24 protein-coding genes, 9 tRNA genes and 2 riboswitches (1 of these 35 running past the window's edge) are annotated in these 24,635 nt (G+C 36.9%); of the genes, 26 read left to right on the plus strand and 7 right to left on the minus strand.

Features of this window, described 5'->3' with window-relative positions; translation table 11 throughout:
- The 9 genes from IGJ46_RS04020 to IGJ46_RS04060 form a co-directional block, all read left to right on the plus strand.
- Window positions 1-34 (plus strand) — tRNA-Val (locus tag IGJ46_RS04020); it begins 39 nt to the left of the window's first position.
- A gap of 10 nt (window positions 35-44) precedes the next feature.
- Window positions 45-120 (plus strand) — tRNA-Asp (locus IGJ46_RS04025).
- A 45-nt stretch (window positions 121-165) separates the two neighbouring features.
- Window positions 166-238: transfer RNA gene (locus IGJ46_RS04030), tRNA-Phe, on the plus strand.
- Between the two features lie 5 nt (window positions 239-243).
- Window positions 244-324: transfer RNA gene (locus IGJ46_RS04035), tRNA-Tyr, on the plus strand.
- A gap of 4 nt (window positions 325-328) precedes the next feature.
- Window positions 329-402 (plus strand) — tRNA-Trp (locus IGJ46_RS04040).
- 36 nt (window positions 403-438) lie between these two features.
- Window positions 439-511 (plus strand) — tRNA-His (locus IGJ46_RS04045).
- A 14-nt stretch (window positions 512-525) separates the two neighbouring features.
- Window positions 526-597, plus strand: a tRNA-Gln gene (locus IGJ46_RS04050).
- 25 nt (window positions 598-622) lie between these two features.
- Window positions 623-693, plus strand: a tRNA-Cys gene (locus IGJ46_RS04055).
- A 13-nt stretch (window positions 694-706) separates the two neighbouring features.
- A tRNA-Leu gene (locus IGJ46_RS04060) sits at window positions 707-790 on the plus strand.
- 17 nt (window positions 791-807) lie between these two features.
- Here IGJ46_RS04060 and IGJ46_RS04065 read toward each other — a convergent pair.
- The 3 genes from IGJ46_RS04065 to IGJ46_RS04075 all read right to left on the minus strand — a co-directional run bounded on the left by IGJ46_RS04065 (window position 808) and on the right by IGJ46_RS04075 (window position 4,003).
- Complete coding sequence (locus IGJ46_RS04065) at window positions 808-1,068, minus strand: hypothetical protein (protein ID WP_002363651.1); 261 nt, start codon at window positions 1,066-1,068, stop codon at window positions 808-810.
- 64 nt (window positions 1,069-1,132) lie between these two features.
- Window positions 1,133-1,300: riboswitch (M-box (ykoK) riboswitch) on the minus strand.
- Window positions 1,301-1,362: 62 nt separating this feature from the next.
- Complete coding sequence (locus tag IGJ46_RS04070) at window positions 1,363-2,142, minus strand: ABC transporter ATP-binding protein (RefSeq protein ID WP_002360638.1); 780 nt, start codon at window positions 2,140-2,142, stop codon at window positions 1,363-1,365.
- Window positions 2,143-2,230: 88 nt separating this feature from the next.
- Window positions 2,231-4,003 carry an ABC transporter permease subunit gene (locus IGJ46_RS04075; protein WP_002384764.1) on the minus strand — a complete coding sequence of 591 codons (1,773 nt, stop codon included), beginning with the start codon at window positions 4,001-4,003 and terminating at the stop codon, window positions 2,231-2,233.
- Between the two features lie 44 nt (window positions 4,004-4,047).
- Window positions 4,048-4,215: riboswitch (M-box (ykoK) riboswitch) on the minus strand.
- A gap of 240 nt (window positions 4,216-4,455) precedes the next feature.
- On the opposite strand from IGJ46_RS04075, the gene IGJ46_RS04080 reads away from it, so the two are divergent.
- From IGJ46_RS04080 to IGJ46_RS04095, 4 genes are all read left to right on the plus strand, one after another.
- Window positions 4,456-5,025, plus strand: a complete 570-nt coding sequence (locus IGJ46_RS04080; protein WP_002394772.1) for an adenylyl-sulfate kinase — start codon at window positions 4,456-4,458, stop codon at window positions 5,023-5,025.
- Between the two features lie 46 nt (window positions 5,026-5,071).
- Window positions 5,072-5,587 (plus strand): AAA family ATPase, encoded by a 516-nt coding sequence (locus IGJ46_RS04085; protein ID WP_033918208.1) that lies wholly within the window; start codon window positions 5,072-5,074, stop codon window positions 5,585-5,587.
- A 268-nt stretch (window positions 5,588-5,855) separates the two neighbouring features.
- Entirely contained in the window at window positions 5,856-7,454 is a 1,599-nt protein-coding gene (locus IGJ46_RS04090) for an Nramp family divalent metal transporter (protein ID WP_002382010.1), read from the plus strand.
- Window positions 7,454-7,879 carry a universal stress protein gene (locus IGJ46_RS04095; RefSeq protein WP_002358161.1) on the plus strand — a complete coding sequence of 142 codons (426 nt, stop codon included), beginning with the start codon at window positions 7,454-7,456 and terminating at the stop codon, window positions 7,877-7,879. Before IGJ46_RS04090 ends, IGJ46_RS04095 begins: the two co-directional genes overlap by 1 nt.
- Window positions 7,880-7,933: 54 nt before the next feature.
- Here the strand turns inward: IGJ46_RS04095 and IGJ46_RS04100 are convergent, their stop codons facing one another.
- A complete protein-coding gene (locus IGJ46_RS04100) occupies window positions 7,934-9,604 on the minus strand; it encodes a PucR family transcriptional regulator (RefSeq protein WP_002358159.1) in 1,671 nt (556 codons plus the stop codon).
- A gap of 380 nt (window positions 9,605-9,984) precedes the next feature.
- Between IGJ46_RS04100 and IGJ46_RS04105 the strand changes: the two genes are divergently transcribed.
- The 5 genes from IGJ46_RS04105 to IGJ46_RS04125 all read left to right on the plus strand — a co-directional run bounded on the left by IGJ46_RS04105 (window position 9,985) and on the right by IGJ46_RS04125 (window position 15,323).
- On the plus strand, window positions 9,985-11,646 hold the full coding sequence (locus tag IGJ46_RS04105; protein WP_002406993.1) for a peptide ABC transporter substrate-binding protein: 1,662 nt from the start codon (window positions 9,985-9,987) through the stop codon (window positions 11,644-11,646).
- Window positions 11,647-12,897 (plus strand): amidohydrolase family protein, encoded by a 1,251-nt coding sequence (locus IGJ46_RS04110; protein ID WP_016619086.1) that lies wholly within the window; start codon window positions 11,647-11,649, stop codon window positions 12,895-12,897.
- Window positions 12,894-14,111 (plus strand): amidohydrolase, encoded by a 1,218-nt coding sequence (locus IGJ46_RS04115; RefSeq protein ID WP_002394769.1) that lies wholly within the window; start codon window positions 12,894-12,896, stop codon window positions 14,109-14,111. Before IGJ46_RS04110 ends, IGJ46_RS04115 begins: the two co-directional genes overlap by 4 nt.
- Window positions 14,112-14,345: 234 nt before the next feature.
- On the plus strand, window positions 14,346-14,825 hold the full coding sequence (locus IGJ46_RS04120) for a GAF domain-containing protein (RefSeq protein WP_002365470.1): 480 nt from the start codon (window positions 14,346-14,348) through the stop codon (window positions 14,823-14,825).
- Between the two features lie 66 nt (window positions 14,826-14,891).
- Window positions 14,892-15,323 carry a VOC family protein gene (locus IGJ46_RS04125; RefSeq protein ID WP_002382065.1) on the plus strand — a complete coding sequence of 144 codons (432 nt, stop codon included), beginning with the start codon at window positions 14,892-14,894 and terminating at the stop codon, window positions 15,321-15,323.
- 45 nt (window positions 15,324-15,368) lie between these two features.
- Here IGJ46_RS04125 and IGJ46_RS04130 read toward each other — a convergent pair whose 3' ends face one another.
- The 3 genes from IGJ46_RS04130 to galM form a co-directional block, all read right to left on the minus strand.
- Complete coding sequence (locus IGJ46_RS04130) at window positions 15,369-16,007, minus strand: sugar O-acetyltransferase (RefSeq protein WP_002365472.1); 639 nt, start codon at window positions 16,005-16,007, stop codon at window positions 15,369-15,371.
- 120 nt (window positions 16,008-16,127) lie between these two features.
- Window positions 16,128-16,274 carry a hypothetical protein gene (locus IGJ46_RS04135; RefSeq protein WP_002384758.1) on the minus strand — a complete coding sequence of 49 codons (147 nt, stop codon included), beginning with the start codon at window positions 16,272-16,274 and terminating at the stop codon, window positions 16,128-16,130.
- A 130-nt stretch (window positions 16,275-16,404) separates the two neighbouring features.
- Window positions 16,405-17,409 (minus strand): galactose-1-epimerase, encoded by a 1,005-nt coding sequence (galM, locus tag IGJ46_RS04140; RefSeq protein WP_002386026.1) that lies wholly within the window; start codon window positions 17,407-17,409, stop codon window positions 16,405-16,407.
- 252 nt (window positions 17,410-17,661) lie between these two features.
- Between galM and IGJ46_RS04145 the strand changes: the two genes are divergently transcribed.
- The 8 genes from IGJ46_RS04145 (at window position 17,662) to IGJ46_RS04180 (ending at window position 24,617) form a co-directional block, all read left to right on the plus strand.
- A complete protein-coding gene (locus IGJ46_RS04145) occupies window positions 17,662-18,825 on the plus strand; it encodes a galactokinase (protein WP_002382009.1) in 1,164 nt (387 codons plus the stop codon).
- A gap of 15 nt (window positions 18,826-18,840) precedes the next feature.
- Entirely contained in the window at window positions 18,841-19,830 is a 990-nt protein-coding gene (gene galE, locus IGJ46_RS04150; RefSeq protein ID WP_002361578.1) for a UDP-glucose 4-epimerase GalE, read from the plus strand.
- Between the two features lie 14 nt (window positions 19,831-19,844).
- Complete coding sequence (galT, locus tag IGJ46_RS04155) at window positions 19,845-21,335, plus strand: UDP-glucose--hexose-1-phosphate uridylyltransferase (RefSeq protein ID WP_375343125.1); 1,491 nt, start codon at window positions 19,845-19,847, stop codon at window positions 21,333-21,335.
- Between the two features lie 6 nt (window positions 21,336-21,341).
- Window positions 21,342-22,346 carry a LacI family DNA-binding transcriptional regulator gene (locus IGJ46_RS04160; RefSeq protein ID WP_002358146.1) on the plus strand — a complete coding sequence of 335 codons (1,005 nt, stop codon included), beginning with the start codon at window positions 21,342-21,344 and terminating at the stop codon, window positions 22,344-22,346.
- Window positions 22,347-22,355: 9 nt separating this feature from the next.
- Window positions 22,356-22,922 carry a kinase gene (locus IGJ46_RS04165; protein ID WP_002386021.1) on the plus strand — a complete coding sequence of 189 codons (567 nt, stop codon included), beginning with the start codon at window positions 22,356-22,358 and terminating at the stop codon, window positions 22,920-22,922.
- Window positions 22,923-22,949: 27 nt separating this feature from the next.
- On the plus strand, window positions 22,950-23,249 hold the full coding sequence (locus IGJ46_RS04170; RefSeq protein WP_002384750.1) for a hypothetical protein: 300 nt from the start codon (window positions 22,950-22,952) through the stop codon (window positions 23,247-23,249).
- 66 nt (window positions 23,250-23,315) lie between these two features.
- On the plus strand, window positions 23,316-23,828 hold the full coding sequence (locus tag IGJ46_RS04175; protein ID WP_002393494.1) for a GNAT family N-acetyltransferase: 513 nt from the start codon (window positions 23,316-23,318) through the stop codon (window positions 23,826-23,828).
- Between the two features lie 30 nt (window positions 23,829-23,858).
- Complete coding sequence (locus IGJ46_RS04180; RefSeq protein WP_002386017.1) at window positions 23,859-24,617, plus strand: aminoglycoside adenylyltransferase domain-containing protein; 759 nt, start codon at window positions 23,859-23,861, stop codon at window positions 24,615-24,617.
- Window positions 24,618-24,635 lie beyond the last annotated feature (18 nt).

Consider the following 24,635-nt stretch of genomic DNA (forward strand, 5'->3'; position numbering starts at 1 on the left):
CAGGGGGTCAGCGGTTCGATCCCGTTAACCTCCATTACTCGGTTGGTTCCGTGGTGTAGGGGTTAACATGCCTGCCTGTCACGCAGGAGATCGCGGGTTCAAATCCCGTCGGAACCGCCATTTAATGTTGTTACTTGAAAATTATTTGAACAAGCTTTTGTTTTAGGCGTGGTAGCTCAGTTGGTAGAGCAACGGATTGAAGCTCCGTGTGTCGGCAGTTCGACTCTGTCTCACGCCATTTATGGAGGAATAGCGAAGTGGCTAAACGCGACGGACTGTAAATCCGTTCCTTAGGGTTCAGTGGTTCGAATCCACTTTCCTCCATTTTAGGGGCATAGTTTAAAGGTAGAACAACGGTCTCCAAAACCGTTGGTGTGGGTTCAATTCCTGCTGCCCCTGCCATTTAATTATTTAATAGATACACTTTTTAAGATTACGGCGATCGTGGTGAAGTGGTTAACACACCAGATTGTGGCTCTGGCATTCGTGGGTTCGATTCCCATCGGTCGCCCTTTGTAATTTTATTGGGGTATAGCCAAGCGGTAAGGCAACGGACTTTGACTCCGTCATGCGTTGGTTCGAATCCAGCTACCCCAGTTTTTTTGTAACAAAAATGGAATATGGCGGTATAGCCAAGTGGTAAGGCAGAGGTCTGCAAAACCTTCATCACCGGTTCAAATCCGGTTACCGCCTTCCAAAATATCTTGCCGGCGTGGCGGAATTGGCAGACGCGCTGGACTCAAAATCCAGTTCCTTCACGGGAGTGCCGGTTCGACCCCGGCCGCCGGTATACTAAAGACTGTTAAATCATTGATTTAACAGTCTTTTTTGTTTATTATTTTCTAGAATACATAAAAAAACCATCTCAAAAAAATGAGATGGAAAGTTAAGTGAGAGAGTGATAAGTATAGTGCGAATAAATACAAGGGTTACAGAAGAATGTGGGGGTTCTGCATCATCGTCATTAAATGTTCCTGCAGTAGGAATATGAATTTCTGTCATATTATATTCAATAACTTGAACTGTGATGATTGCAACAGTTCCAATGATTGCTAACATAGTAGTCATACTTTCACTCCTCTCTTAATTTTAAATAAAAGTACTTAACTGATTAACTAGAGACTAAAAAGATACATCAACATGAACGTTGAGCTTTAGCACTATACAACGTAAAGATCACTCTTAGCTATTTTGAGAAAAGCCTTCTCCTCGACCAGTCTTGTTCTACTCATTGGTGTCTCTCGACATTTCTGAGCAATAGCCTATGTTTGTATAGGAGCCTCACCTAACTTATTACAAAGAAATAATAGTCTTTTAAGTAACTCTTTGTCAAGACATCAGCAGAAGTCAAAACAGTTCTATTTACAAATGAATGCGACGAACCATTTCTTCTGTTATTTGTTCTACAATATCAATGGTTGTTTTTGGCGAACGTTGATTTCTGGGGATATCGATTGAGTAAATTTTGGCAATACGACCAGGATTTGCATCCATTAATACAACCCGATCAGAAAGTTGAACTGCTTGTTGAACATCATGCGTGATCATCACAATTGATTTAGTCGCAATTTGATTGTTTAGCCAAATTTCTAATAAATCGTTAGATAATTGGCTGGCTGTAATGATATCTAAAGCTGAAAAAGGTTCGTCTAAGAGCAATAAGCTAGGTTCGATGGCTAAAGCACGAGCAAAGCCTACACGCTGTTTCATTCCACCAGATAACTCTCTGGGATAAGCTTTTTCAAAACCAGTTAAACCAATCATTTCAATGAGATTACTGACTCTTTTATTTATTTGTTCGCGAGAAATTTCTTTACGGTTTTCTAAGCCAAAGCTGATATTTTTTTCAACTGTCAACCAAGGAAAAAGGGCAAAATGTTGAAAAACCATGCCGATATTGGCATCAGGCTCATTAATGATTTTATCTTCAAAAGTAATTTCACCTCTAGTTGTACGAAGAAGTCCAGCAATACTTCTGAGCAACGTTGATTTTCCTGTTCCTGATTGTCCGATAATACTTAAAAATTCATTCGTTTTAACTGTTAAATCAATATTTTCAAGGACTTTTAAATGTTCTGAATGTCCTTCAATTTCAAATTCTTTATATACTGATTTTATGCTTAATAATTCTTTATTTTCCATCGTCTTATTAGATAGGTCAAGGGAAATCACCTATCGTTCTCCTCTCTAGTTTATCTTAAAAATTTAGTCGAGTTGAGTCGTCCAGCTATTAATAGTGAAATTTTTGTTTTGCTGCTCGATATAAAGGTTGCCAAACAAAGGCGATACATAAACCAACAACGAAACACATCGCTAAGGTTCCTAAGGCAGATTTATCTTTTACGCCATCGTTTGCCGCAATATATTGTCCTAGGCCAGTAACATCTATTGATTTTTTGCCCCATTGAATGCTTTCTGCTGCGATATCAGCGTTCCAAGCAGCACCAGCAGCGTTAATAATTGCTGTAATGAGGTAAGGTAAAATAGAAGGGATCAAAAATTTTGTCCACCATTGCCATTTAGATAATTTAAAAAGTTTGGTTACGTCACGAATATCATCAGGGATGGCTAAGTAGCCAGCAATTACATTAAAGAAAAAATACCATTGGCAACCAACCATGATGAGTGGTAAAATCCACCATTCTAATTTGTTGAAGCCCATACTAATAATCAACACAATGAATGGAGTATAAACATTTGACGGAATGGAGCCTAAAATTTGTCCAATCGGTTGAACGATACTTAAGCGCCGATTATCATTCGCAACCCAAATTGCTAAGGGAGTAAAGATAATGCCAGCAACGACCATGGCCAAGGTAACCCGTAGTGTAGTATAAAGGGTTAATCTAGGAATCATGCTGAAATCTTGATGGGGCAAGAAATGATAGAGCTTAATAGAACAATAAACCCCAATAATGGTTAAGCTGACATACCATAATGTTTTGAAGAAATGGCGTAATTTTGCTAGTAATCGATAGAGATAGTCTAGCTTGAAAAAGTACCAAACTTTTGGTAAATCGTAAATCCAAAAATGACTGAATTTCACAAAAGCTTTTGAAAAGTATTTCGTTAAAGTTGCTTTTTTTAATAAATGATAAATGATGGATTTAGGTGGCGTCGTACTTTCGACATCTGTTTCATATTTAAAATAATAAGTGGCTCGAACTAAAGGTTGAAAAACTAAAAAGTTTAAAATCACCACATTGATTAATAAGGCAAAAACAGCCCATAAACAGGATTTAAAGTCGGCTCGATTTAATGCTACTTGGATATAAGAACCAATTCCTGGTAAATAAAGGTTGGTTTCTTTAGGAAAGGCAACAGAAGCTTGCTCGCTGGCCACCAAGGCAAACCAAGCCGCAGTTTGAGAAATAATGACGTTCCAAAGTAAGCCAGGAATTGAGTAAACAAATTCAAGCCGCCAAAATTTTTCCCAAGCATTGTACTTGAACTGATCGGTCACATTGACTAGATCTGAAGGAATAACTTCCATTATTTGATAAAGAGTCAACATGATGTTCCAAGCTTGACCTGTGAAGATGGCAAAAATAGCAACCGCTTCTGCGCCCATCACATTTCCTGGAAATAAACCAAGTAACCAAGCAGTTGTAAAGGTCAAAAAACCTAGCAATGGAACGGATTCAAGGAAATTAACTAATGGTAAAATGACTCTTCTTGCCGTTTTATATTTTACGGCTAAAATACCAAAAACAAAGGAAAACAGGAAGGACCAAGCCATACCCACAATCATTCGAAACATGGTTCGAATTGAAAAGTAAAAAAGATTTGATGGAGATAAGAAATCATCTGTTTTACTTGGTGTTGCTAGGAATTCTTCTGAGGGAAGGGTGTGGAGAGGGCGATTCATTTTTAGCCAAGAGAAGACGATGATAAAAATGAAAATGCCTAAAATGATGAGCAAGGTAAGATTCCCGATACTTTTAGCAAGTAGGGTATTTTTCTTAGATGATGCAGTGACAGCTTTCAATTTAAAAACCTCCAATTAATCATATTAAAGAGGTCGCCGAATAAAAGAAGAAGATTATAGGGTAATCACAATAATTGAGCTTTGGCTTTCTGAGACGTAAGAAAAAAATTCTAGTTATCTTAGGAAAGCCTTAATTCGACAATCCCTGCTTTACTCGTTACTGTCTCTCGACATTTCCGAGCGATAACCTGTGTTCTTCAGAGTAACCTCACCTAATATGATTCTATTTGATTTACATGCTTATCATACTCGTGACTAAAAATAAAACAATTTCTAGCTGGTTATACCTGAATTACTGTTTGTTGTTATTCTATTCAATGATTCTTAAAAAGATTGCCCACATTCTGTTTTTTTAGGGAGAAATTATCAGATGAGTATGTTATGTAACCCGAGGTTAATAGCGTAGGATGTTGTATTTTTAGTTTGTCTCGTTTACTGTTAAAGATGTAAGTAGTAACTATACGTGAATGGCTAAAATTTTGGGAGGTAGTGTATTGAAAACAAAAGTGATAGTAATTAGCGGTGTGACAGCAAGTGGAAAAACGACACTCATTAATGCTTTATCTGATACTGTTGAAAATGCTTATGTACTTTCATTCGATGATTATAGTATTGATGCTTTGCCATCGGCACCATCCCATGCTTTTTTATTAAAAAATTTCAACGTTGCAGTCAATTTATTCGATATTACCCAGTTAATGAAAGACTTTTTTTCTGTGAATGCTCAAGGCAAATTTAATTATATTTTTATAGACTTTCCATTTGGCTATTTACACGATGATTTGAAGCCTTTTATTGATATTGTGATCTACCTGAAAACGCCATTAGATGTTTGTTTTGCTCGCCAAGTGATTAGAGATTATTCTTATTCTCAAGGAGAAAGTATTATTAAGTGGGCCCATAACTATTTAAATAATGTTAGACCGCTATTTATAGAACATGAAAAAAATGTATCAGCAAGTTCAGACTATCTTTTAGATGGCACACATAGCGTAGATGAACAAATACAAAAGCTAAAAAAATTAAAAGTAATCTAGCACCTAAATTAAACAACAAAGAAATTTGTTCAGAAGAAAGGAAATTATGATGATTATTTGGTTAAACGGTGCGTTTGGAGCCGGAAAAACGACCATTGCACATGAGTTACAACAAAAACTTCCCAATGCAATCATTTATGATCCAGAAATTATTGGTAGTGCATTGATGGAGTTAGTTCCCGAAGAAATGAAAGAAAATGATTTTCAAGAGTATCAGGAATGGCGTTGCTGGAATGCTCATTTATTAAAACGAATGTCCAAAGAGTCTGGACGGCCGATTATTGTTCCAATGACCCTTTATAAAAATGAATATGAAGAAGAGCTGATTGGATATCTGAGACGAGCAGGCATTGACGTTTATCATTTTTTGTTAGCGGTCGAGAAAGAAGAAATTTTACAGAGATTATTGAAAAGAAATGATGGAACTTTTGAATGGGGGAAAAATAAGTTGCCCGAAGTACTTGAAGGTTTTCGTCAGATTAAGTTTACCGAGATTTTTAGAAATCATTCAGCTGACACGACAGAAATTGTAGCATCCATTCTTAATAGAATAACCGAATAAAAATAAAATAAGGGACCTAAGCCGAAATGACTTAGGTCCCTTATTTTCTACTTCTTAAGATAATCAACTACCAGCTACCCTGATTTCTTCAAACTTTAAGATCGCACATTTACGACAATCTATTTTTACACTGTCAAAATTTTCTTTCAAGTCTTGCATTTTGTTATTTTTAGCAGTATATTTTAGGTGTACCTAAAATATATTAGAGGTTAACCTTCTAACGGGAAGGGCCTTTTAAAATTATTGCAAAACGAAAGAAGGAATTGAATTGAAAAATTCAGAAGAACATGAACCAAAGCAAAGACATCATTTGATTGAATATGCAAATGGTCCTTCGCTTGAAGAAATTAATGGCACCATCGACGTGCCTAAAAATATGAGTTTTTGGAAAACGTTATTTGCTTACTCAGGTCCAGGAGCATTGGTAGCAGTGGGGTATATGGATCCAGGAAACTGGTCTACTTCAATTACTGGGGGACAAAATTTTCAATATTTATTGATGTCGATTATTTTAATTTCCAGTTTGATTGCAATGTTGCTCCAATATATGGCTGCTAAATTAGGCATTGTTTCACAGATGGATTTAGCACAAGCGATTCGTGCTAGAACTAGTAAGACGTTAGGTATTGTATTATGGATTTTAACAGAGTTAGCAATTATGGCTACAGATATCGCTGAAGTTATCGGGGGCGCAATTGCCTTATATTTATTATTTCATATTCCTTTAGGTCTGGCTGTCTTCATTACGGTATTTGATGTTTTACTTTTGTTGTTATTGACAAAAATTGGTTTTAGAAAAATTGAAGCTATTGTTGTTGCTTTAATTGTTGTTATTTTTGTGATTTTTGCTTATCAAGTGGCATTGTCAAATCCAGTATGGGGAGATGTAATTAAAGGGCTGGTTCCTAGCGCAGAAGCTTTTTCTACATCACATGCGGTGAATGGGCAAACGCCACTGACAGGTGCATTGGGGATTATTGGTGCAACAGTGATGCCTCATAATTTGTATTTACATTCTTCTGTTGTGCAAAGTCGTAAAATTGATCGTAAAGATAAAACCGATATTCAACGCGCTTTACGCTTTTCAACTTGGGATTCTAATATTCAATTAACGATGGCATTTTTTGTTAACTCTTTATTATTGATTATGGGTGTGGCCGTTTTTAAATCCGGCAGTGTCAAAGATCCTTCATTCTTTGGTTTGTTTGATGCTTTATCAAATCCAGCGGTTATGAGTAATTCTATTTTAGCGCATATTGCAGGTTCTGGAATTTTATCAATTTTATTTGCGGTAGCCTTATTGGCATCAGGACAAAATTCAACAATTACAGGAACCTTAACTGGTCAAATTATTATGGAAGGGTTTATTCATATGCGCGTACCAATTTGGTTACGTCGGATGGTCACACGTTTGTTATCTGTTATTCCTGTCTTAATTTGTGTTTTAATGACCAGCGGAAAAAGTACAGTGGAGGAGCATATTGCGATTAATAATTTAATGAACAATTCACAAGTTTTTCTAGCATTTGCTTTGCCATTTTCGATGTTGCCTTTACTGATGTTTACAGATAGCCGTGTTGAAATGGGTGAACATTTTAAAAACTCGTGGTTAATTAAATTGTTAGGCTGGGTTTCTGTCATTGGCTTAATTTACCTCAATATGAAAGGCTTACCTGATCAAATTGAAGGATTCTTCGGTGATAATCCGACAGCGAGTCAAATTACGTTAGCCGATAATATCGCCTATGTCATCATAGCACTCGTCATCCTCTTGTTAGTTTGGACGGTTGTGGAATTATATAAAGGCGATAAACGATATGCACAGCAGCTTGCAGCTATGGAGCAACAAGTAGAGGAGGTTAAATAATGAAATTTTCAAAAATTATGGTTGGTGTTGAAGAGTCGCCAGATGCGTTAAAAGCATTTCATTATGCTATCCAAAAAGCAAAAGAAGAACAAGCTGAATTGGTTATTGTTTCGATTTTAGAAGAGAAAGAGATTAATGTTTACCAATCGTTAGATAAAAATTATTGGCAAGAACAGTTGGCGAAATTAGAGAAACAAACGGAAAAATATCAACAAGAAGCGTTAGCGAATGGCATCGATAAAGTAAGTGTAATTGTCAATGAAGGGAACCCAGGAGAATTAATTATTAATAAGCTTATTCCTTTGAATAAACCAGATTTGTTAATTATTGGCTCCAAGTCAACTAGCAAATTAAAAAGCTTTTTTGGTAGCCAAGCAGCTTATATGGCTCGATATGCCCCAATTTCTGTAATGATTATTCGCTAACAAAATTGAAACAGTTAAAAAAGCCGCCACGATTTACTATTCGTGGTGGCCTTTTTATAGTAATTTTTGTTTATATAAATAAACAGCCAAACTTAGTTGTAGCGAACTATCAGGAAATTCTAAAGTTAAGTGAAGAATCTCTTCTATTTTTTTTAAGCGGTAAATAATTGTATTACGATGTACATACATATTTGTGGCAGTCAACGAAATATTTTTATTCGATTGAAAGTAGGTGTTGATGGTTTCTAGTAGGGAACTTTCATGTTTTTGATCTTCTTTTTCTAATGGTTCAATCAATCGTTGATATATTTTTTGTTTGGCTTGTTTGGTCAGGGTTTCGATCATTAAACGATAAAAAAAGAGGTCGTCATAATTCAAAATAGTTCGTTGTTGTAATTCTTGACTTGCTTGTGCTAAGTGGAATGTTTCTTGTGCTAATTTATAAGAATCACACAGATTGGTGATTTTTTTGACAGTTGGCCCAATCGCTAATTTAAATGATAATTTTGGATTCAGTTTCATTAGTTGCTCTAGTAAATTCTTGGCAAGATGAGTGGTTTGTGCAAGGTAGGTGGCTTCCTCTTGTGCTGGATTTTCTAGTAATAAAATAAAGCCAGTTTGTGTAGGAAACGCAGTAATTTTTTGTCGATATCCTTCTAAAATATGATTCAATTGATGGCCAATGCTATTCATTTGAATAGTCGGATTAAACAGTTGTTCCAATTGTTCAATGGCTACAAGCAAGAGACTAAATGTGTCTTTTTCATTTAATTGCAGATAATTACTAAATTCTTGCCAAGCTTGAGGATTGGTATTTTTTTCTTGGATAAGGTCTTGAAACAGCGCCCCGATCTTTTGCCTCGTTGTTAAATTTTCCGAAGATTCTAATTGAAGTTGTGGTAAAAGGTAGTGAGCACAGACCTCTACAGATAATAAATCAATCGTCTGTAATTTTTTGGTAGTTTGCCAAATCACTAAGTAAGATAAGCTGAGATTTTTCTTTTTGATGGGTAAAATTCGCAAAGATAACTGATGGTTCGCTAAGGAAAATTCAACAGTCAATGGTTCTTTATAAAATAATAGGAGCTCATTGTTCTGGGCTTTTAAAGCTGTCTCAAACTGTTTTTTGAGAGTCGCGTTGTTTAAAATACTGGTGATTCTTGTTGGCGCATCAGGTAAATCAAAATGATTCATAATCTGAAAACGCTCGTCTAAAAGCATTACAGGCGCTTGAATCGCGGCACTTAATACTTCCAGTAATTGGGTACTTTTTCCGCCAGCTTTGATAATTGTATAAAATTTATTATGCATATGAACAGAATGTTGGCTAATCGTTTCGTCAGGTTGATTGACTCGGCGATTGACCAATGAAATAATTTGAGAAAAGTTGTAATTATAAGGGATTGAGAGAATTGGTAATCCGACGTCATTCGCTAATTGGATCATCTCTTGTGGAACTTCATTGAAATAACGTTGGACTTTAAAGCCTAGAGCAGCGCAGTTCATATTTGCTAGTTCTTGAATAAGACGTTTTTGCAAGCAAGGCTGATCTTTGAAAATATAGCCGGTAGTTAATAAAATTTCTCCTGGCGTTAACCAGTCAAAAGCATCAGGATTTTCTAAAATATTAGCTTGTAGAATTGGCGCATCTAAATTGGTCTCGTGCGTCAATAAGGTTAAACCAGGTAGTTCTTCTGCATGGAGTAGATCATTGACCGTCATCATTAGCAAGGCCTCCTTTTGTATGAATTATCTAAAAATTAAGTGTATTTATTGTAAGATGTTACAAAACTATTTTAGGGAAAATAAGGTATCCTTATACTAATAGAAAAAAGTTCCAAGTCATCACGTGATTGGTAGTCACAAATGACCAAATAAGAACAATCAGCGCTTACAACCTATAGAAACGCATCGTTTAAAGATATAGCAATAGTATACTTAATTTTTAATGCTTTTACTATTGTTTCAGCTACTTTAAATTTCTCAAGTATTTCTATAATCTGTAAGTTTTTTGAGACTCTTATCAGATATGCTTCTTTTTCTATATTTTATCAGAAAATTCTGGTAACTTGGAAGGTTATAGTTTGTAAAATGGAGGGATCGGTATGAAGAAATTAAAAATGTTAGGATGCGTCGGTTTGCTTTTAGCTTTAACGGCTTGTCAGGCGGGAACGGGAAACTCGGCTGATAGTAACAAAGCAGCGGAACAAAAAATTGCAATTAGTTCTGAAGCGGCTATTTCGACAATGGAACCACACACAGCGGGGGATACGACCTCGACTTTAGTCATGAATCAAGTTTATGAAGGACTCTATGTTTTAGGTAAAGAAGACGAGTTAGAGTTGGGGGTCGCTGCCGAAGAACCAGCGATTTCTGAAGATGAAACCGTTTATACATTTAAGATTAGAGAAGATGCCAAATGGTCGAATGATGATCCAGTAACAGCAAATGACTTTGTTTATGCATGGCAACAAGTTGCTTCCCCTAAATCAGGGTCGATTCATCAAGCGTTATTTTTTGATGTCATTAAAAATGCTAAGGAAATTGCTTTAGAAGGCGCAGATGTGAATACTCTTGGGGTTAAGGCGCTAGATGATAAAACGTTAGAAATAACTTTAGAACGGCCCACCCCTTATTTGAAATCTTTGCTTTCGTTTCCTGTTTTGTTTCCGCAAAATGAAAAATATATCAAAGAACAAGGGGATAAATATGCCACTGATGCAGAACATTTGATTTATAATGGTCCTTTTAAATTGAAAGAATGGGATAATGCCTCTTCCGATGACTGGACCTACGAAAAAAATGATACGTATTGGGATGCTGAAAAAGTTAAATTAACAGAAGCGAAAGTTTCAGTAATTAAGAGCCCAACGACAGCGGTGAATTTGTTTGACTCGAATGAATTGGATGTAGTGAATAAGCTAAGTGGTGAATTTATTCCTGGTTATGTTGATAATCCAGCCTTTCTTTCAATTCCTCAATTCGTCACATACTTTTTAAAAATGAACAGTGTTCGTGATGGAAAAGAAAATCCGGCTTTAGCGAACAACAATATTCGTAAAGCGTTGGCACAAGCTTTTGATAAAGAAAGTTTTGTAAAAGAAGTCTTGCAAGATCAATCCACGGCTACAGATCAAGTAATTCCGCCGGGACAAACGATTGCGCCAGATGGAACAGATTTCACAAAACTAGCTGCTAAGAAAAATAGCTACTTAACCTACGATACAGCGAAAGCAAAAGAATTCTGGGAAAAAGGGAAAAAAGAAATTGGGCTGGATAAAATCAAATTAGAATTTTTAACAGATGATACAGACAGCGCCAAAAAAGCTGCTGAGTTTTTCCAATTTCAATTGGAAGAAAATCTAGATGGATTAGAAGTGAATGTTACTCAAGTTCCTTTTACTATTCGTGTTGATCGTGATCAAACGAGAGACTATGATTTAGAATTATCTGGTTGGGGAACCGATTATCGTGATCCATTAACAGTTATGCGCATCTTTACTTCGGATAGTACCTTGGGCGGCGTAACGTTCAAGAGTGATACGTATGATCAATTAATCCAAGAGACTAGAACAACACATGCGGCTGATCAAGAGGCTCGTTTAAATGACTTTGCTCAAGCACAAGATATTTTGGTGAATCAGGAAACGGTTTTAGCACCAATCTACAATCGAAGCATTTCTGTATTAGCTAATCAAAAAATCAAGGATCTGTATTGGCATTCATTTGGACCTACGTACAGTTTAAAATGGGCTTATGTTAACTAATTGAATGAAGGTAGGAAGGGGTTTGTCATGCTTTTAAAAAACTGTAAATTAGAAACAGGATTTTCTACTGTGAATCAGCGAATTGTTGCGACAGAGACAGCTAGCTATGATATTCGAATTGAAAACGAGATCTGTACTGCGGTCGCACCGCAGTTAAGGCCTTTAGAGAACGAAACAGTTATCGATGTGAATCAGCAACTCGTTTTACCTGCTCTAAGAGAAATGCATATTCATATTGATAAAACGTATTTTGGGGGACCTTGGAAGGCCTGTCGTCCACTAACGAAAGGAATTTTAACACGTATTGAAGAAGAAACTTGGCTGTTACCTGAACAATTACCAACTAGTTTAGAACGTGCTTGCCAAGTTATTGAGCAGTATATTCAACAAGGCCATTATCATATTCGCAGTCATTGTAATGTAGATCCATCTATTGGAACGAAACATATTGAAATCACTAAAGAAGCATTTAGTCGATATGAACAATACATTACTCATGAAATTGTGGCTTTTCCTCAACACGGATTACTCCGCTCACAAGTCGAACCTTTGATGCGCGAAGCCTTACGCATGGGGGCAACTCATGTCGGTGGCGTTGATCCAGCCCTTGTGGATCGTCATGTGGATCATTCAATCGCAAAAATATTTGAATTAGCTACCACATTTAATAAAAAAATTGATGTTCATTTACACGCCCGTGATACTTTGGGACTTTATGAATTTAATAAATTTGTTGATTATACAGAACAAGCAAAGATGTTTGGCAAAGTCACTTTAAGTCATGCTTTAGCCTTAGGGAGCTTAGAAGAAGCAGCAATTAGAGACATTGCGCAAAAATTCATCGAAACAGGTATTGATTTGACTTCGACTGTACCAATTGGAATGCCCACCATGCCGATTCCAACCTTGGTTGAACAAGGTGTTAAGATCTCCGTGGCTCATGACAGTTTGACGGATCATTGGTCGCCTTTTGGCAGTGGCAATACAATAGAAAAATTAAATACAGCCGCTCAAAGATTTAAAATTAGCGATGAGTATCGCTTGAATCGTTTATGGGGCTTAGCGAGTAATTTTGTAACGCCTCTTGATCCTAACGGGCAGCGAGTTTGGCCTAACGTCGGCGATTCTGCAGATTTCCTACTATTTAATGCTGAGAGCACTGCTCACGTGATTGCACGCCAACAGCCAATCCAACAACTGATACTAAAAGGACAACTGGTTGAAGCCGTTCAAAAGGGGGAAAAAGAATGACAGCATCCATTGTTTATTTGAATAATGTTCGTTTAGAAACTGGTTTTGCTAAAGACCACCACGAATTAACGTATACTAAAACCGCACGCTATACTTTAGCGATTCAAGAAGGCAAAATCCAAGCGATTATTCCGCAAAATCAAGTCACTGAAAAGCAACAAGGCACTGATTTAAACGGACAACTGGCTATTCCCGCTTTTCAAGAGAGCCATAATCACTTAGATAAAACCTACCTTTCATTAGGCTGGCGTGCTAGCCAACCTGTTAAGAATTTAAAAGAGCGTTTAGCAGACGAAGCCAGTGAACTTAAATTGTTAGCTCCGTCAACAGAACAACGAGCGACGGCCATGATTGAAAAATTGATTGGGTATGGAGCCTCTTATATTCGGACACATGTCAACATTGATCCTTATGTAGAACTAGAAAACTTCTGGGGCGTCAAAAGAGCCTTAGAAAAATATGCGCATGTGATTGATTATGATATTGTTGTCTTTCCACAGCATGGATTATTAAAAAATCCCCACACGGTTTTACTCATGAGAGAAGCCCTAAAAAATGGTGGAACAATGGTTGGCGGTTTAGATCCTGCAGGCATTGATTATGCAATTGAAGAATCTTTAGAAACTATTTTCGATCTGGCAGAAGAATTTCAAGTAGGAATCGATATCCACTTGCATGATACGGGGGAAGTTGGCGTTTATACAATTGATAAATTTTTAGACATTTTGGAAGAACGAAAATTTACTCAGCGAACCGCTATCAGTCACGCCTTTGCGCTGCTAGATGTACGACCAGCAGAAAAAGAAAAACTATACCAACGCTTGGCAACGCATCAAACGGCGATTATGTCTACAATTCCCTATGATCCTCGTTATTTATTGCCACCAATTGATGTGTTACGCCAAGCTGGTGTATCGGTTCATTTAGGTAGTGATGGCTTTTTTGACTCTTGGAGTTCTAATGTTTCAGGTGACTTATTTGAAAAATTACGTAATTTTTGTGAAATGACAGGAAAGATTACAGAAGAGCAACTTACTCAAGCTTACGTCCATGGCTGTGGCAAAGTAGCACCTTTTTCATTTGAAGAAGAACGCCTTTGGTTTACAGAAGGCGACGAAGCAAACTTTATCTTTACAGAAGCAGCTTCTACAGCAGAAGTGATTGCTAGAAAACCGCAGAAACGCAAGATTATGTTGAAAGGACAATGGGTTTAACTTGCTTTAAAATTAGGTAGAAATAGAATGCTAAAAAGCCAAACAGAGGAAACAGGGTTCAGCTCTGAGAAACGCATAGTGTCAGTCCAGCGGTTACTCGTCACAGTTTAATCCTTATAAAGTGCTTCTGCTCACAACGTGGATCAGCTTTTCAAGTTTGTTTGACTCACTTTAACATAGCACTTTTGCGTATCTTCCTTTATAATAAGACAAAATGAAGGAGATGAACCAAGCATGACTGAACAAACGAGAGAAAACAAAAAAGCAGCCTACGAATTGTGCTTACAACAATTGAGCGGTTTGTTAGAAATAGAAACGGATGCTATTGCAAATTTAGCAAACTCGTCTGCGTTACTTGCGCAAACGTTACCAGACACTGTTTTTGCTGGGTATTATTTATATAAAAATGAAGAATTAGTTTTGGGTCCTTTTCAAGGGAAAGTCTCTTGTACCAGAATTAAAATGGGCAAAGGTGTCTGTGGTGAGTCCGCGGAAAAACAAGCTACATTGATTGTTGATAACGTGAAGACACACGCCAATTATATTTCTTGTGACTCAGCTGCGATGTCTGAAATCGTTGTACCGATGGTAAAAAATCATCAATTGGTCGGTGTTTTAGATATTGATAGTGGTGTAACAAATAGCTATGATGCGGTTGACCAACTGTATTTGGAAAAATTTGTTACCTTGTTACTAGAAAAATCAGATTTTTAAGCAGACTATTTTTGCTTTCTGACAAATCATGAGAAAATAAAGTATAAAATTTGATCATGAAAGAAGGTGAGTCATTTGTTAGAGCTGTATATAAATTTTAAAGGTGAAGCAAAAGAAGCAATTGCGTTCTATGAAGATGTTTTTGATACAAAATGTCAAAATTTAATGACTTTTGGCGAAGCACCTGAGGATCCTGAGCATCCTATAAACGACGAGATAAAGGATTTAGTGATGAACGCAAGTATCATTATTGAAGGAACCTATGTAATGATTTCAGATGTTCCTGATATGTTTGGTTTTGAAGTTACGGAAGGAAATAACCTTTCGCTCGTGGTTAGCACAGATGATGATGAAAAAATTGATCGCTTATTTAAACGATTATCTGAAGGTGGCACTGTTACAATGCCATTATCTGAAACTTTTTGGTCCAAAAAGTATGGTTCCCTAAAAGATCAGTTTGGCATCCATTGGATGTTTAATTATTATGAAGAAGATTAAAATAAAAAATCCCCAATCCGTTATTTTCATTGGATTGGGGATTTTTTATTCATGAAAGAATTGCTTCTTAGCGATTTGATACTGCCGTTGCTTTTCTGTCCAAAATTGCTGATCGTTTTCATCAATTTTGCGAATGACTTTTGCTGGATTACCCCCAACAATCGTGTTGGCAGGAACGTCTTTTGTAACCACAGCACCAGCAGCGACAATAGCATTTTTTCCAATTGTAACGCCAGGTAAAATGGTGGCACTTCCGCCAATCCACACGTTATCTTCAACAATAATTGGCGTACCGAATTCTAATTCTGCAGTTCGAATCGTTGGATCAATTGGATGGCCGGCAGTATAAAAACTAGCACGAGGGCCAACCATGACATTATCACCGAAGATGATTTTGTTTACATCTAAAAAAATGCAATCCATATTTGCATAAAAATTTTCTCCTACCTCAATATGGCGACCGTAATCTACATAGAGGGGTGGGGTGATATATAACTCATTGCCAGTTTTTCCTAATAATTCTTTTTCTAGGGCCACAATTTCTTTCACGTTATCGATAGGAAGTTGATTGATTTTTTGAGCTAACACCTTGCCTTTTGTTGATTTATTTTCGGGTAAAATGGTGGGGGCGTAATATAATTCACCTTTTAACATTTGCATATAATCAAAGTCATTTTGTTTCATGTAAGCGCTCCTTTAGGCTTTTTCTCTATTGTATCAAATCAACACAATAAGTCGAGGAATATGTAAAATAAAAAAGGATAGATAGCAAAATAGCCTTGCTTATCTATCCTTTACCTAAGGTTATCCAATTTTTTTAACTCTCCCGCCAATTTTATCTGCTAATTTTTGTGCTTCTTTTTCAGAGTGGTAAACTAAACAACCTGATTTATCTCGCGTACGTTTACCATCTGCAGTTAAATAGCCATGAAAAAATTTGATTGCATACATAGACATCACCGCCTTTCTAATTGAAAATAGTGTAAATGGAGCGATTAAAAATGTCAAATAATAGAAGTGCTCTTAACCATTCTTATCTTTTTTAGTTCGAAGATAAGCTTGGTTAAGAGCACCATTTCACTTAATAAATTAGTTTGAAACGGGTCGTTGAGTGAAATTCCTGTTCAGGTGAGAGGGTGATAGAACCGAACAACGGAAATCTTTCAGCACCAGGACAGACTTGGGTTTCAAATGTGAGCGCTCCGTGATTGACTAATTTTTGCCCTTGAATATCGGGACCGTTATCAGCAAAATTTGCTGAAAAAATAACAACTGAAGGTTGATCAGTGAACATCTCTAAGGTGATATCTTTAGTAGGACTTTTTAAGATAACATCTGGGTTAATTAAATCATGATTGGTTAAGATGAAAGGGTGATCGAAGCCGTTCATCTTTTGAATTTGTTCATCGGTACTTGAAAAAACCTCAGCTAATTTTTTAGGTTTTTGTAAATCAAAAGCTGTCTGGTCGACGGAAGCTAATTCTCCAAGCGGTAAAACTCTTTCATCAAGCGGGACAAACTTTTGGGCATTTATTTGTAACTCATGTGCATCAATGGGGATTGTAGGATTTCCAGTTAAATTAAAGTAGACATGATTGGTTGGATTAAAAAGTGTTTGTTCATCTGTAGTTGCCTGATACTCAATTTGCCATTCATTTTCTTCAGTCAATGTATACGTGACTGAAACAGTGAGATTTCCAGGAAAACCATTTTCACCAGCAGGACTCTCTAGCCAAAATTTCACAGAAGGATTCGCTTGTGCCTCTTGGATTTCGCTGTGCCATTTTTTACTTTCAAACCCAGGTGTGCCACCGTGAAGTGTTGTTTGAGTAGGAGTATTAATCATCGTTTGATACTTTTTACCCGCTAGTTCAAAGGAGCCATCGGCAATTCGGCCAGCTGTTCGACCAATTGTTGCACCAAAATATAAGTCTTTAGACAAATATTCATCTGCTGAGGGAAAGCCTAGCACGAGTGATCGGGATTCATTTTTTGTAAGAGGAACGTCGAGCGCAACAATTCGCGCACCAAAATCTGTTGCTTTTAAAGTCACACCATTTTTATTCGTCAGTGTGTAAAGAAGCATTCCTTGTCCAAATGATTCAGTTGAAATAGTCAAAATAATCAATCCTTCCTTTAAGTAAATATTTAGTAAATTTAATTTTGTTTTTTAGATTATTTAAATAGTCGAAAAGAAACACTAAGAAAATAAATCTTTATTTAATTGTATTGTACACGTTTTCAACCGAAATGACAATTAAGGAAATGTTAAGTAAATATTTGCAAAAGTTTAGTAAATATTATACAATTTGTTTACTAGTGAAAGGAGCGATTAGTGATGGAAGAACTGTTAATGAATCGATTTGTAGAAATATTTGGTGAGAAAGGGACAGCCTGTTATTTTGCCCCTGGAAGAATTAATTTGATTGGTGAACATACAGATTACAATGGCGGTCATGTTTTCCCAGCGGCTATTACGTTAGGGACATTTGGTGTGGCAAGAAAAAGAGACGACCAAAAAATTCGGATGTTTTCTGATAATTTTAAAGAGGTTGGTCTCATCGAATTTTCATTAGAAGATTTAACCTATTCAGATTCAGATGATTGGGCAAATTATCCTAAAGGCGTTTTAAATTACTTGATTGAAAGCGGACACAATATTGATTCTGGCATAGATGTGCTCTTCTACGGTACGATTCCTAATGGTGCTGGCTTGTCTTCTTCTGCTTCTATTGAACTTTTAATGGGAACGATCTGTAATGATTTATATGCTTTACACTGTCCAATGCTTGAATTGGTGCAAATCGGTAAAAAAGTGGAGAATGAATTTATTGGCGTTAATTCAGGAATTATGGACCAATTTGCCGTAGGGATGGGAGAAAAAGATCAAGCTATTCTACTAGATACCAATAATATGCACTATGAAATGGTTCCCGCCAAATTAGGTGAGTATACGATTGTTATTATGAATACTAACAAACGTCGCGAATTAGCAGATTCAAAATATAATGAACGCCGTGCAGAATGCGAAGAAGCCGTTCGTTTGCTTCAAAAAGAGTTATCTATTGAATTTTTAGGTGAATTAGACAGCGAGACATTTGAACAATATCAAGCATTGATTGGAGATCCAACGTTGATTAAACGAGCGCGTCATGCCGTCACAGAAAATGAACGAACTTTATTGGCAAAACAAGCGCTAACTGAAGGGGATTTGGAAGAATTTGGCTTATTATTAAATGCCTCACATCGTTCGCTAAAAGAAGATTACGAAGTAACTGGCATTGAGTTAGATACCTTAGTGGCTTGTGCGCAAGAACAACCAGGCGTTTTGGGCGCACGGATGACTGGTGCAGGGTTTGGCGGTTGTAGTATTGCTTTGGTACCAAAGCAAAATATAGATGCATTTATTGAAGCTGTTGGCCAGAGTTATCAAGATAAAATTGGCTATGCTGCTGATTTTTATCCTGCATCAATTGATGATGGTGCCAGAAAGTTATTTTAGAAAGGAAGGCTTTAAATGTCTATTTTAGTATTAGGTGGCGCAGGCTACATTGGCTCACATGCCGTCGATCAATTAATTTCAAAAGGCTATGCCGTTGTGGTTGTTGATAATTTATTAACGGGGCATCGTTCAGCAGTTCATGAACAAGCGACTTTCTATGAAGGCGATATTCGTGATAAAGCTTTTTTACGTAGCGTCTTTGAAAAAGAATCAATTGAAGGGGTGTTGCACTTTGCGGCCAATTCTTTAGTAGGAGAATCCGTGGAGAAACCGTTAATGTATTTCAATAACAATGTTCACGGCACTCAAATTGCCTTGGAAGTCATGCAAGAATTCGGAGTGAAACATATTGTTTTTTCTTCCACAGCGGCCACTTATGGCGAACCAAAAGCAATGCCTATTACAGAAGAAACCCCAACGAATCCTAAAAATCCGTATGGGGAAAGTAAATTAATGATGGAAAAAATCATGAAATGGTGCGACAACGCTTATGGAATGAAATATGTTGCTTTGCGTTATTTTAATGTTGCAGGAGCAAAAAAAGATGCCTCAATTGGTGAGGATCACACGCCAGAAACGCATATTGTGCCAATTATTTTACAAGTGGCATTGGGCCAACGAGCAGAGCTAAGTATTTTTGGGGATGATTATGATACACCAGATGGCACGTGCATTCGAGATTATGTTTATATTGAAGACTTGATTGCAGCACATATTTTGGCTTTAGAATATTTGAAAAATGGCGGCGAAAGTGACGTCTTTAACCTGGGTAGCAACAACGGCTATTCTGTTAAAGAAATGTTAGATGCTGCTCGCGAAGTGACAGGTCAAGAAATTCCTGCGACAATCGCGCCACGCCGAGCAGGGGATCCTAGTACGTTAATTGCTTCTAGTGAAAAAGCCAAACGAGTTTTAGGCTGGCAACCAGAAGTAACTGAGGTCAAGGATATTATCGCCACCGCTTGGCAATGGCATGTGAAACATCCTCAAGGCTATAATGAATAGGAGAACATCAGATGATGAAAGAAAGTAGTAAATGGATTGCTGCATTTGTAGAGATAATCATAGAAAATGGCGATTGGACGGAAACAGACCGTTATTATTTGACGAATCGGATTGCCAAACTAGTTGGCTGTGATTTTTTTGAACAACCAGAAGCGGTTGCTTGTGAGCAAGAACCGTTGCGTGTGGTGGAACATCTTTTAAACATTGCACAAGCCAATCACCAAATCGATGACTCAATTACGAAAGCAGAACAACTAGAAGCGGAGTTAATGGATTTTATTACGCCGACCCCAACCACTATTAATCAGAAGTTTATGGACTATTATCAAGAGTCTCCACGAAAAGCAACGGATTATTTTTATCAGTTATGTAAAACGAATAACTACATTAAAACGAAAGCAATCGCCAAAAATATTATTTTCCCAATGGACTCACCCTATGGTAAACTAGAAATTACCATTAACTTATCGAAGCCAGAAAAGGATGCTCGAAAAATTTTGGCTGAAAAGAAAATGAGTCAAAAAAAATATCCAGCGTGTATGTTATGTATGGAGAATGAAGGCTATTATGGCCGTGTAAATTATCCAGCACGGACAAACCATCGGATTATCCGACTAAATTTAGAGGACGAAGCTTGGGGCTTTCAATATTCGCCATATGCTTACTATAATGAGCATGCGATTTTCTTGGACCAACAACATCGAGAAATGAAAATCGAGAAAAAAACGTTCCAGCGGCTCCTTAAAATTACGGAGTTATTCCCTGAATATTTTGTGGGCTCTAATGCAGATTTGCCAATTGTTGGTGGTTCTATTTTATCTCATGATCATTACCAAGCAGGACGTCATACATTTCCAATGGATTTAGCACCAATGGAAAAAAGATTTTCTTTGAAAAAATATCCTGAGATAACTGCGGGTATTTTAAAATGGCCGATGTCTGTGATTCGTCTTCAAAGTGATCGTCAAGAGGAACTAGTTGAGGCGGCCGAATTAATTTTGACCAAATGGCGCAATTATTCTGATGAACGTGTCTCAGTTCGGGCCTATTCAGAAGATGGCACACCGCATCATACGATTACGCCAATTGCCCGACGCAAAGGGTCATTATTTGAATTGGATTTAGTTTTACGAGATAATAATGTTTCGGAGGAATTTCCAGATGGCATTTTTCATCCACATCCAGAAGTACAACATATTAAGCAAGAAAATATTGGCTTAATTGAAGTAATGGGACTAGCTATTTTGCCACCAAGGCTGGCACAAGAATTAAGAGAAGTCGAAAAGTATTTATTAAAGCAACCCAATCAAATTGCTGAAAGTCATCGAGCTTGGGCGGATGAACTCAGTCAGCAAACCATCACTGAAGCCAATGTCAAAGAAGTGATCCAACAAGGAATTGGGACAATTTTTGTTCAAATTTTAACAGATGCCGGCGTCTTTAAACGTGATGAAGAAGGCCGTCGTGCTTTTGAACGATTTATTCAATGTATTGAAAATGATTAATTTGAGGTGAGGAACATCGTAACCATTAAAGATATAGCAGAGCAAGTCGGTGTTTCTTCAGCGACAGTTTCGAGAGTTTTGAACTATGATGAAACATTATCAGTTAGTGATGAAACGAAGAAGAAAATATTTGAAACAGCAGAAACGTTAAATTATAAAAAGCGAGCCAGAAAAAAACAAGCAGGCAAAAAGAAAATTCGGTTTGTCCAATGGTTCAGCGATCCAGAAGAACTGGATGATATTTACTATTTATCGATTCGTTTAGGTGTTGAAAAGCGGGCAGAGGAATTGGGTTTTCTTTTAGTCAAAGAATCTCTGACAAACCTGTCTCAAAAAAGATTTGATGGGACAATTGCCCTAGGAAAATTTGATGAAAAGCAAGTGGCGGCCTTAGCCGCCTTAGGCGCACCTCTTCTATTTGTAGACTTTGATGCAATGGCTTTTGGCCAAAACTCCATTGTTGTTGATTTTGCTGGAAGTGTTAAAACAATTGTGCAAGAATTTTTGGCGCAAGGGCATCAGAAAATCGGTATGCTTTCTGGGCAAGAATATACGAAAGAGTCCCACGTGGCATTGGTTGATCCACGTTTTGTCGCTTTTAAAGAAACCTTAAAAGATCTGGACCTTTATCATCAAGAATGGGTTGTCGAAGCAGCTTTTTCTGTTGAAGAAGGCTATCAAGCGATGAAAGACTTTATTGAAGAAGCGGACACTCGTCCAACCGCTTTTTTCGCTGCAAGTGATACATTGGCGATTGGTGCAATGCGGGCGTTACAAGAAGCAGCCATTCGTGTGCCAGAAGATATTTCTATCATTGGTTTTAATGATATTAGTGTCGCAAAATATGTTTCACCAACATTAACAACAGTTAAAGTTCATACTGAATGGATGGGTGAGCTAGCCGTTGAGACAATGAAAGAGTTATGCTTGAATACCCCCCCAGTTCCTAGAAAAATTATTGTCGGAACGGAATTCATTCAGCGAGATTCAACGAAACATTCATCAAAATAACAGCAAAACTTGGAGAGTTTTTTCCAAGTTTTTTGCTCTTTTCTGCTGGTTTTCAACAATCAAGAAAATGGAGGGAAACAGATGCAACCGAAATTAATTATTTTACGTGGTAATTCTGGTAGTGGTAAAACAACGATAGCTAACGCGCTTCATCAGTGTCTTAAAGAACAATCGTTATTGATTTCTCAAGATGTGGTGCGCAGAGAAATGCTTCGTGTTAAAGATGAAACAGGTAATCTAAGTATTGCTTTGTTAAAACAGTTGGTAGCTTTTGGGTATCAAGAATGCCAGTATGTGATTGTTGAAGGGATTTTTCAAAAAGCCATTTATCATTCCTTTTTTCAGGAAATAATTCATCTCTTTGAAGGAAACGTTCAGGTTTATTATTTTGATATTTCTTTTGAAGAAACGCTGAAAAGACATAGCCAGAGAAACAAGAATCAAGAATTTGGTGTCGTGGAAATGAAACGTTGGTGGCTACCAGAAGATTATTTAGGGCTTGCGGGAGAACAGCGGTTATCTGAACAACTGTCTGAAAAGCAGATTATCAGGCAAATTTTAGCAGATATTCAGTAGTAAGTGCTGCGCTTTTTAGAGAAATGGATGTTGTGGTATGATAAAAAAGAAGGAGTGGTTTCAATGGATTACCAAGAACGATTAAAAAATTTACCACCTGAAGTCATGACAGCTTTTTCAGAATCATTTATTTTTTTAATCAGTAACGATAAAGTTCAACATTTTCCTGCACGAGACTTAACGCAAGCTGAAATGATTCAACGAGTGAAAGAGAAATTAGGTGAAGCGGTGACGTGGTCCTTATGGCAAGGGTTCGTTATTGCTGTTAATTCAGAAAAAACATGTGTTGCTGTTTTGCCCAAATATCATCAACTCGATGGTTTTTGAAAATGAATAAGGGAGCGAAGAAGTATTCGCTTCGTTTTATAAAATGAAAACGCTTTTCGGGAGGGAATGCTAATGTCTGAGCTAGTGGTTATTAGAGAAATGCAAGAGAAAGATATCTTAGCGCTGGATACTCAATTTGTCCAACAAGGTTGGCCAAGTCGCCAAGAGATTGTAATGAACTATTTAGAAGAACAATTAGTCAAGCAACGAACGGTTTTTGTAGCGGAGAAAAAGGCAACGCTGTTAGGTTATGTGACGTTACTGCCATTAGCTAAGGAAGGACCTTTTAAAAATTTATATCCTGAAATAGCTGATTTCAATGTATTCTTGCCATTTCAAAAACAAGGAGTGGGGCGGTTATTATTAAATCGTGCAGAAAATGTTGCCAAAAGTTATGCAGATACTGTTTCCTTGGGAGTAGGCCTGCATCCTGGTTATGGTGCAGCGCAAAGATTATATATCAAACAAGGATATGTGCCAGATGGTTCAGGAGTTTGGTTTCAAAATAAGCAGCTGAAACCAAACGATCGGTGTGTTAATGATGATGCGTTAGTTCTTTATTTATCGAAAAAACTATAGCAATTGTCAATCAATAATGGAGGAATAATCGTGGTTCATCAATTATTAGCTCAAATGGAAAATGGATATATGAAAATAATAAAAGAAAATTTAGTTGGAATATATCTTCATGGTTCTTATGCTTTTGGAACCTATTGTCATTCAGTAAGTGATTTGGATGTACTGATTGTGGTTTATGAAAAGCTTACTATTGATGAGAAGAAACAATTATTAGATTATACAATTAATATTTTAGATAAGTGGGCACCAAAAAAAGGGATAGAATTCCATGTGCTACAATTAAAAGATACAATAAATTTGAGTTATCCGATTCCCTTCGATTTACATTTTTCTCCGATACATCGTTCCAGATATCTGACTAATAAAAATAAATATATTGAAGATATGATGGGATACGATGAGGATCTAGTGGCACATCTTATGATTACAAAATTATATGGAAAAGTACTCGTAGGAAAACCGATTGATTCCGTTTTTGGCTGGATAGATCAAAAGAAATATTTTGAAAGCATTGTAGCTGATGTGAAAGAGGCAAAAAAAGAAATTGTTCAACAACCTATGTACGTTATTTTAAATCTGTGTAGAGTAATGGCGTTTAAGCAAGAGAATAAAATTTTATCAAAAAGGGCTGGCGGGGAATGGGGCCTAGTACATTTTCCTACTAATTATCATTCGCTGATACAACTAGCTTTAAAAGAGTATCGAGGCGAAACAGTTTTGTTAGAGCAATACAATGATTCAGAATTAAATGATTTTGCGGATATTACGCTTTCGTTATTATTTAAGTAAGAATGTAAAGGAGGGTGT

The sequence above is a fragment of the Enterococcus sp. AZ120 genome, assembly GCF_050546165.1.
Taxonomy (GTDB): Bacteria; Bacillota; Bacilli; order Lactobacillales; family Enterococcaceae; genus Enterococcus; species Enterococcus faecalis.

Excerpts from the sequence above, each read along its gene's own strand:
- IGJ46_RS04065 (WP_002363651.1), bottom strand. The coding sequence starts at position 1,068 with ATGACTACTATGTTAGCAATCATTGGAACTGTTGCAATCATCACAGTT.
- IGJ46_RS04070 (WP_002360638.1), bottom strand. The coding sequence starts at position 2,142 with ATGGAAAATAAAGAATTATTAAGCATAAAATCAGTATATAAAGAATTT.
- IGJ46_RS04080 (WP_002394772.1), top strand. The coding sequence starts at position 4,456 with ATGGCTAAAATTTTGGGAGGTAGTGTATTGAAAACAAAAGTGATAGTA.
- IGJ46_RS04085 (WP_033918208.1), top strand. The coding sequence starts at position 5,072 with ATGATGATTATTTGGTTAAACGGTGCGTTTGGAGCCGGAAAAACGACC.
- IGJ46_RS04095 (WP_002358161.1), top strand. The coding sequence starts at position 7,454 with ATGAAATTTTCAAAAATTATGGTTGGTGTTGAAGAGTCGCCAGATGCG.
- IGJ46_RS04100 (WP_002358159.1), bottom strand. The coding sequence starts at position 9,604 with ATGATGACGGTCAATGATCTACTCCATGCAGAAGAACTACCTGGTTTA.
- IGJ46_RS04105 (WP_002406993.1), top strand. The coding sequence starts at position 9,985 with ATGAAGAAATTAAAAATGTTAGGATGCGTCGGTTTGCTTTTAGCTTTA.
- IGJ46_RS04115 (WP_002394769.1), top strand. The coding sequence starts at position 12,894 with ATGACAGCATCCATTGTTTATTTGAATAATGTTCGTTTAGAAACTGGT.
- IGJ46_RS04120 (WP_002365470.1), top strand. The coding sequence starts at position 14,346 with ATGACTGAACAAACGAGAGAAAACAAAAAAGCAGCCTACGAATTGTGC.
- IGJ46_RS04130 (WP_002365472.1), bottom strand. The coding sequence starts at position 16,007 with ATGAAACAAAATGACTTTGATTATATGCAAATGTTAAAAGGTGAATTA.
- IGJ46_RS04135 (WP_002384758.1), bottom strand. The coding sequence starts at position 16,274 with ATGTATGCAATCAAATTTTTTCATGGCTATTTAACTGCAGATGGTAAA.
- galM (WP_002386026.1), bottom strand. The coding sequence starts at position 17,409 with ATGCTTCTTTACACACTGACGAATAAAAATGGTGTGACTTTAAAAGCA.
- IGJ46_RS04145 (WP_002382009.1), top strand. The coding sequence starts at position 17,662 with ATGGAAGAACTGTTAATGAATCGATTTGTAGAAATATTTGGTGAGAAA.
- galE (WP_002361578.1), top strand. The coding sequence starts at position 18,841 with ATGTCTATTTTAGTATTAGGTGGCGCAGGCTACATTGGCTCACATGCC.
- galT (WP_375343125.1), top strand. The coding sequence starts at position 19,845 with ATGAAAGAAAGTAGTAAATGGATTGCTGCATTTGTAGAGATAATCATA.
- IGJ46_RS04170 (WP_002384750.1), top strand. The coding sequence starts at position 22,950 with ATGTTGTGGTATGATAAAAAAGAAGGAGTGGTTTCAATGGATTACCAA.
- IGJ46_RS04175 (WP_002393494.1), top strand. The coding sequence starts at position 23,316 with ATGCTAATGTCTGAGCTAGTGGTTATTAGAGAAATGCAAGAGAAAGAT.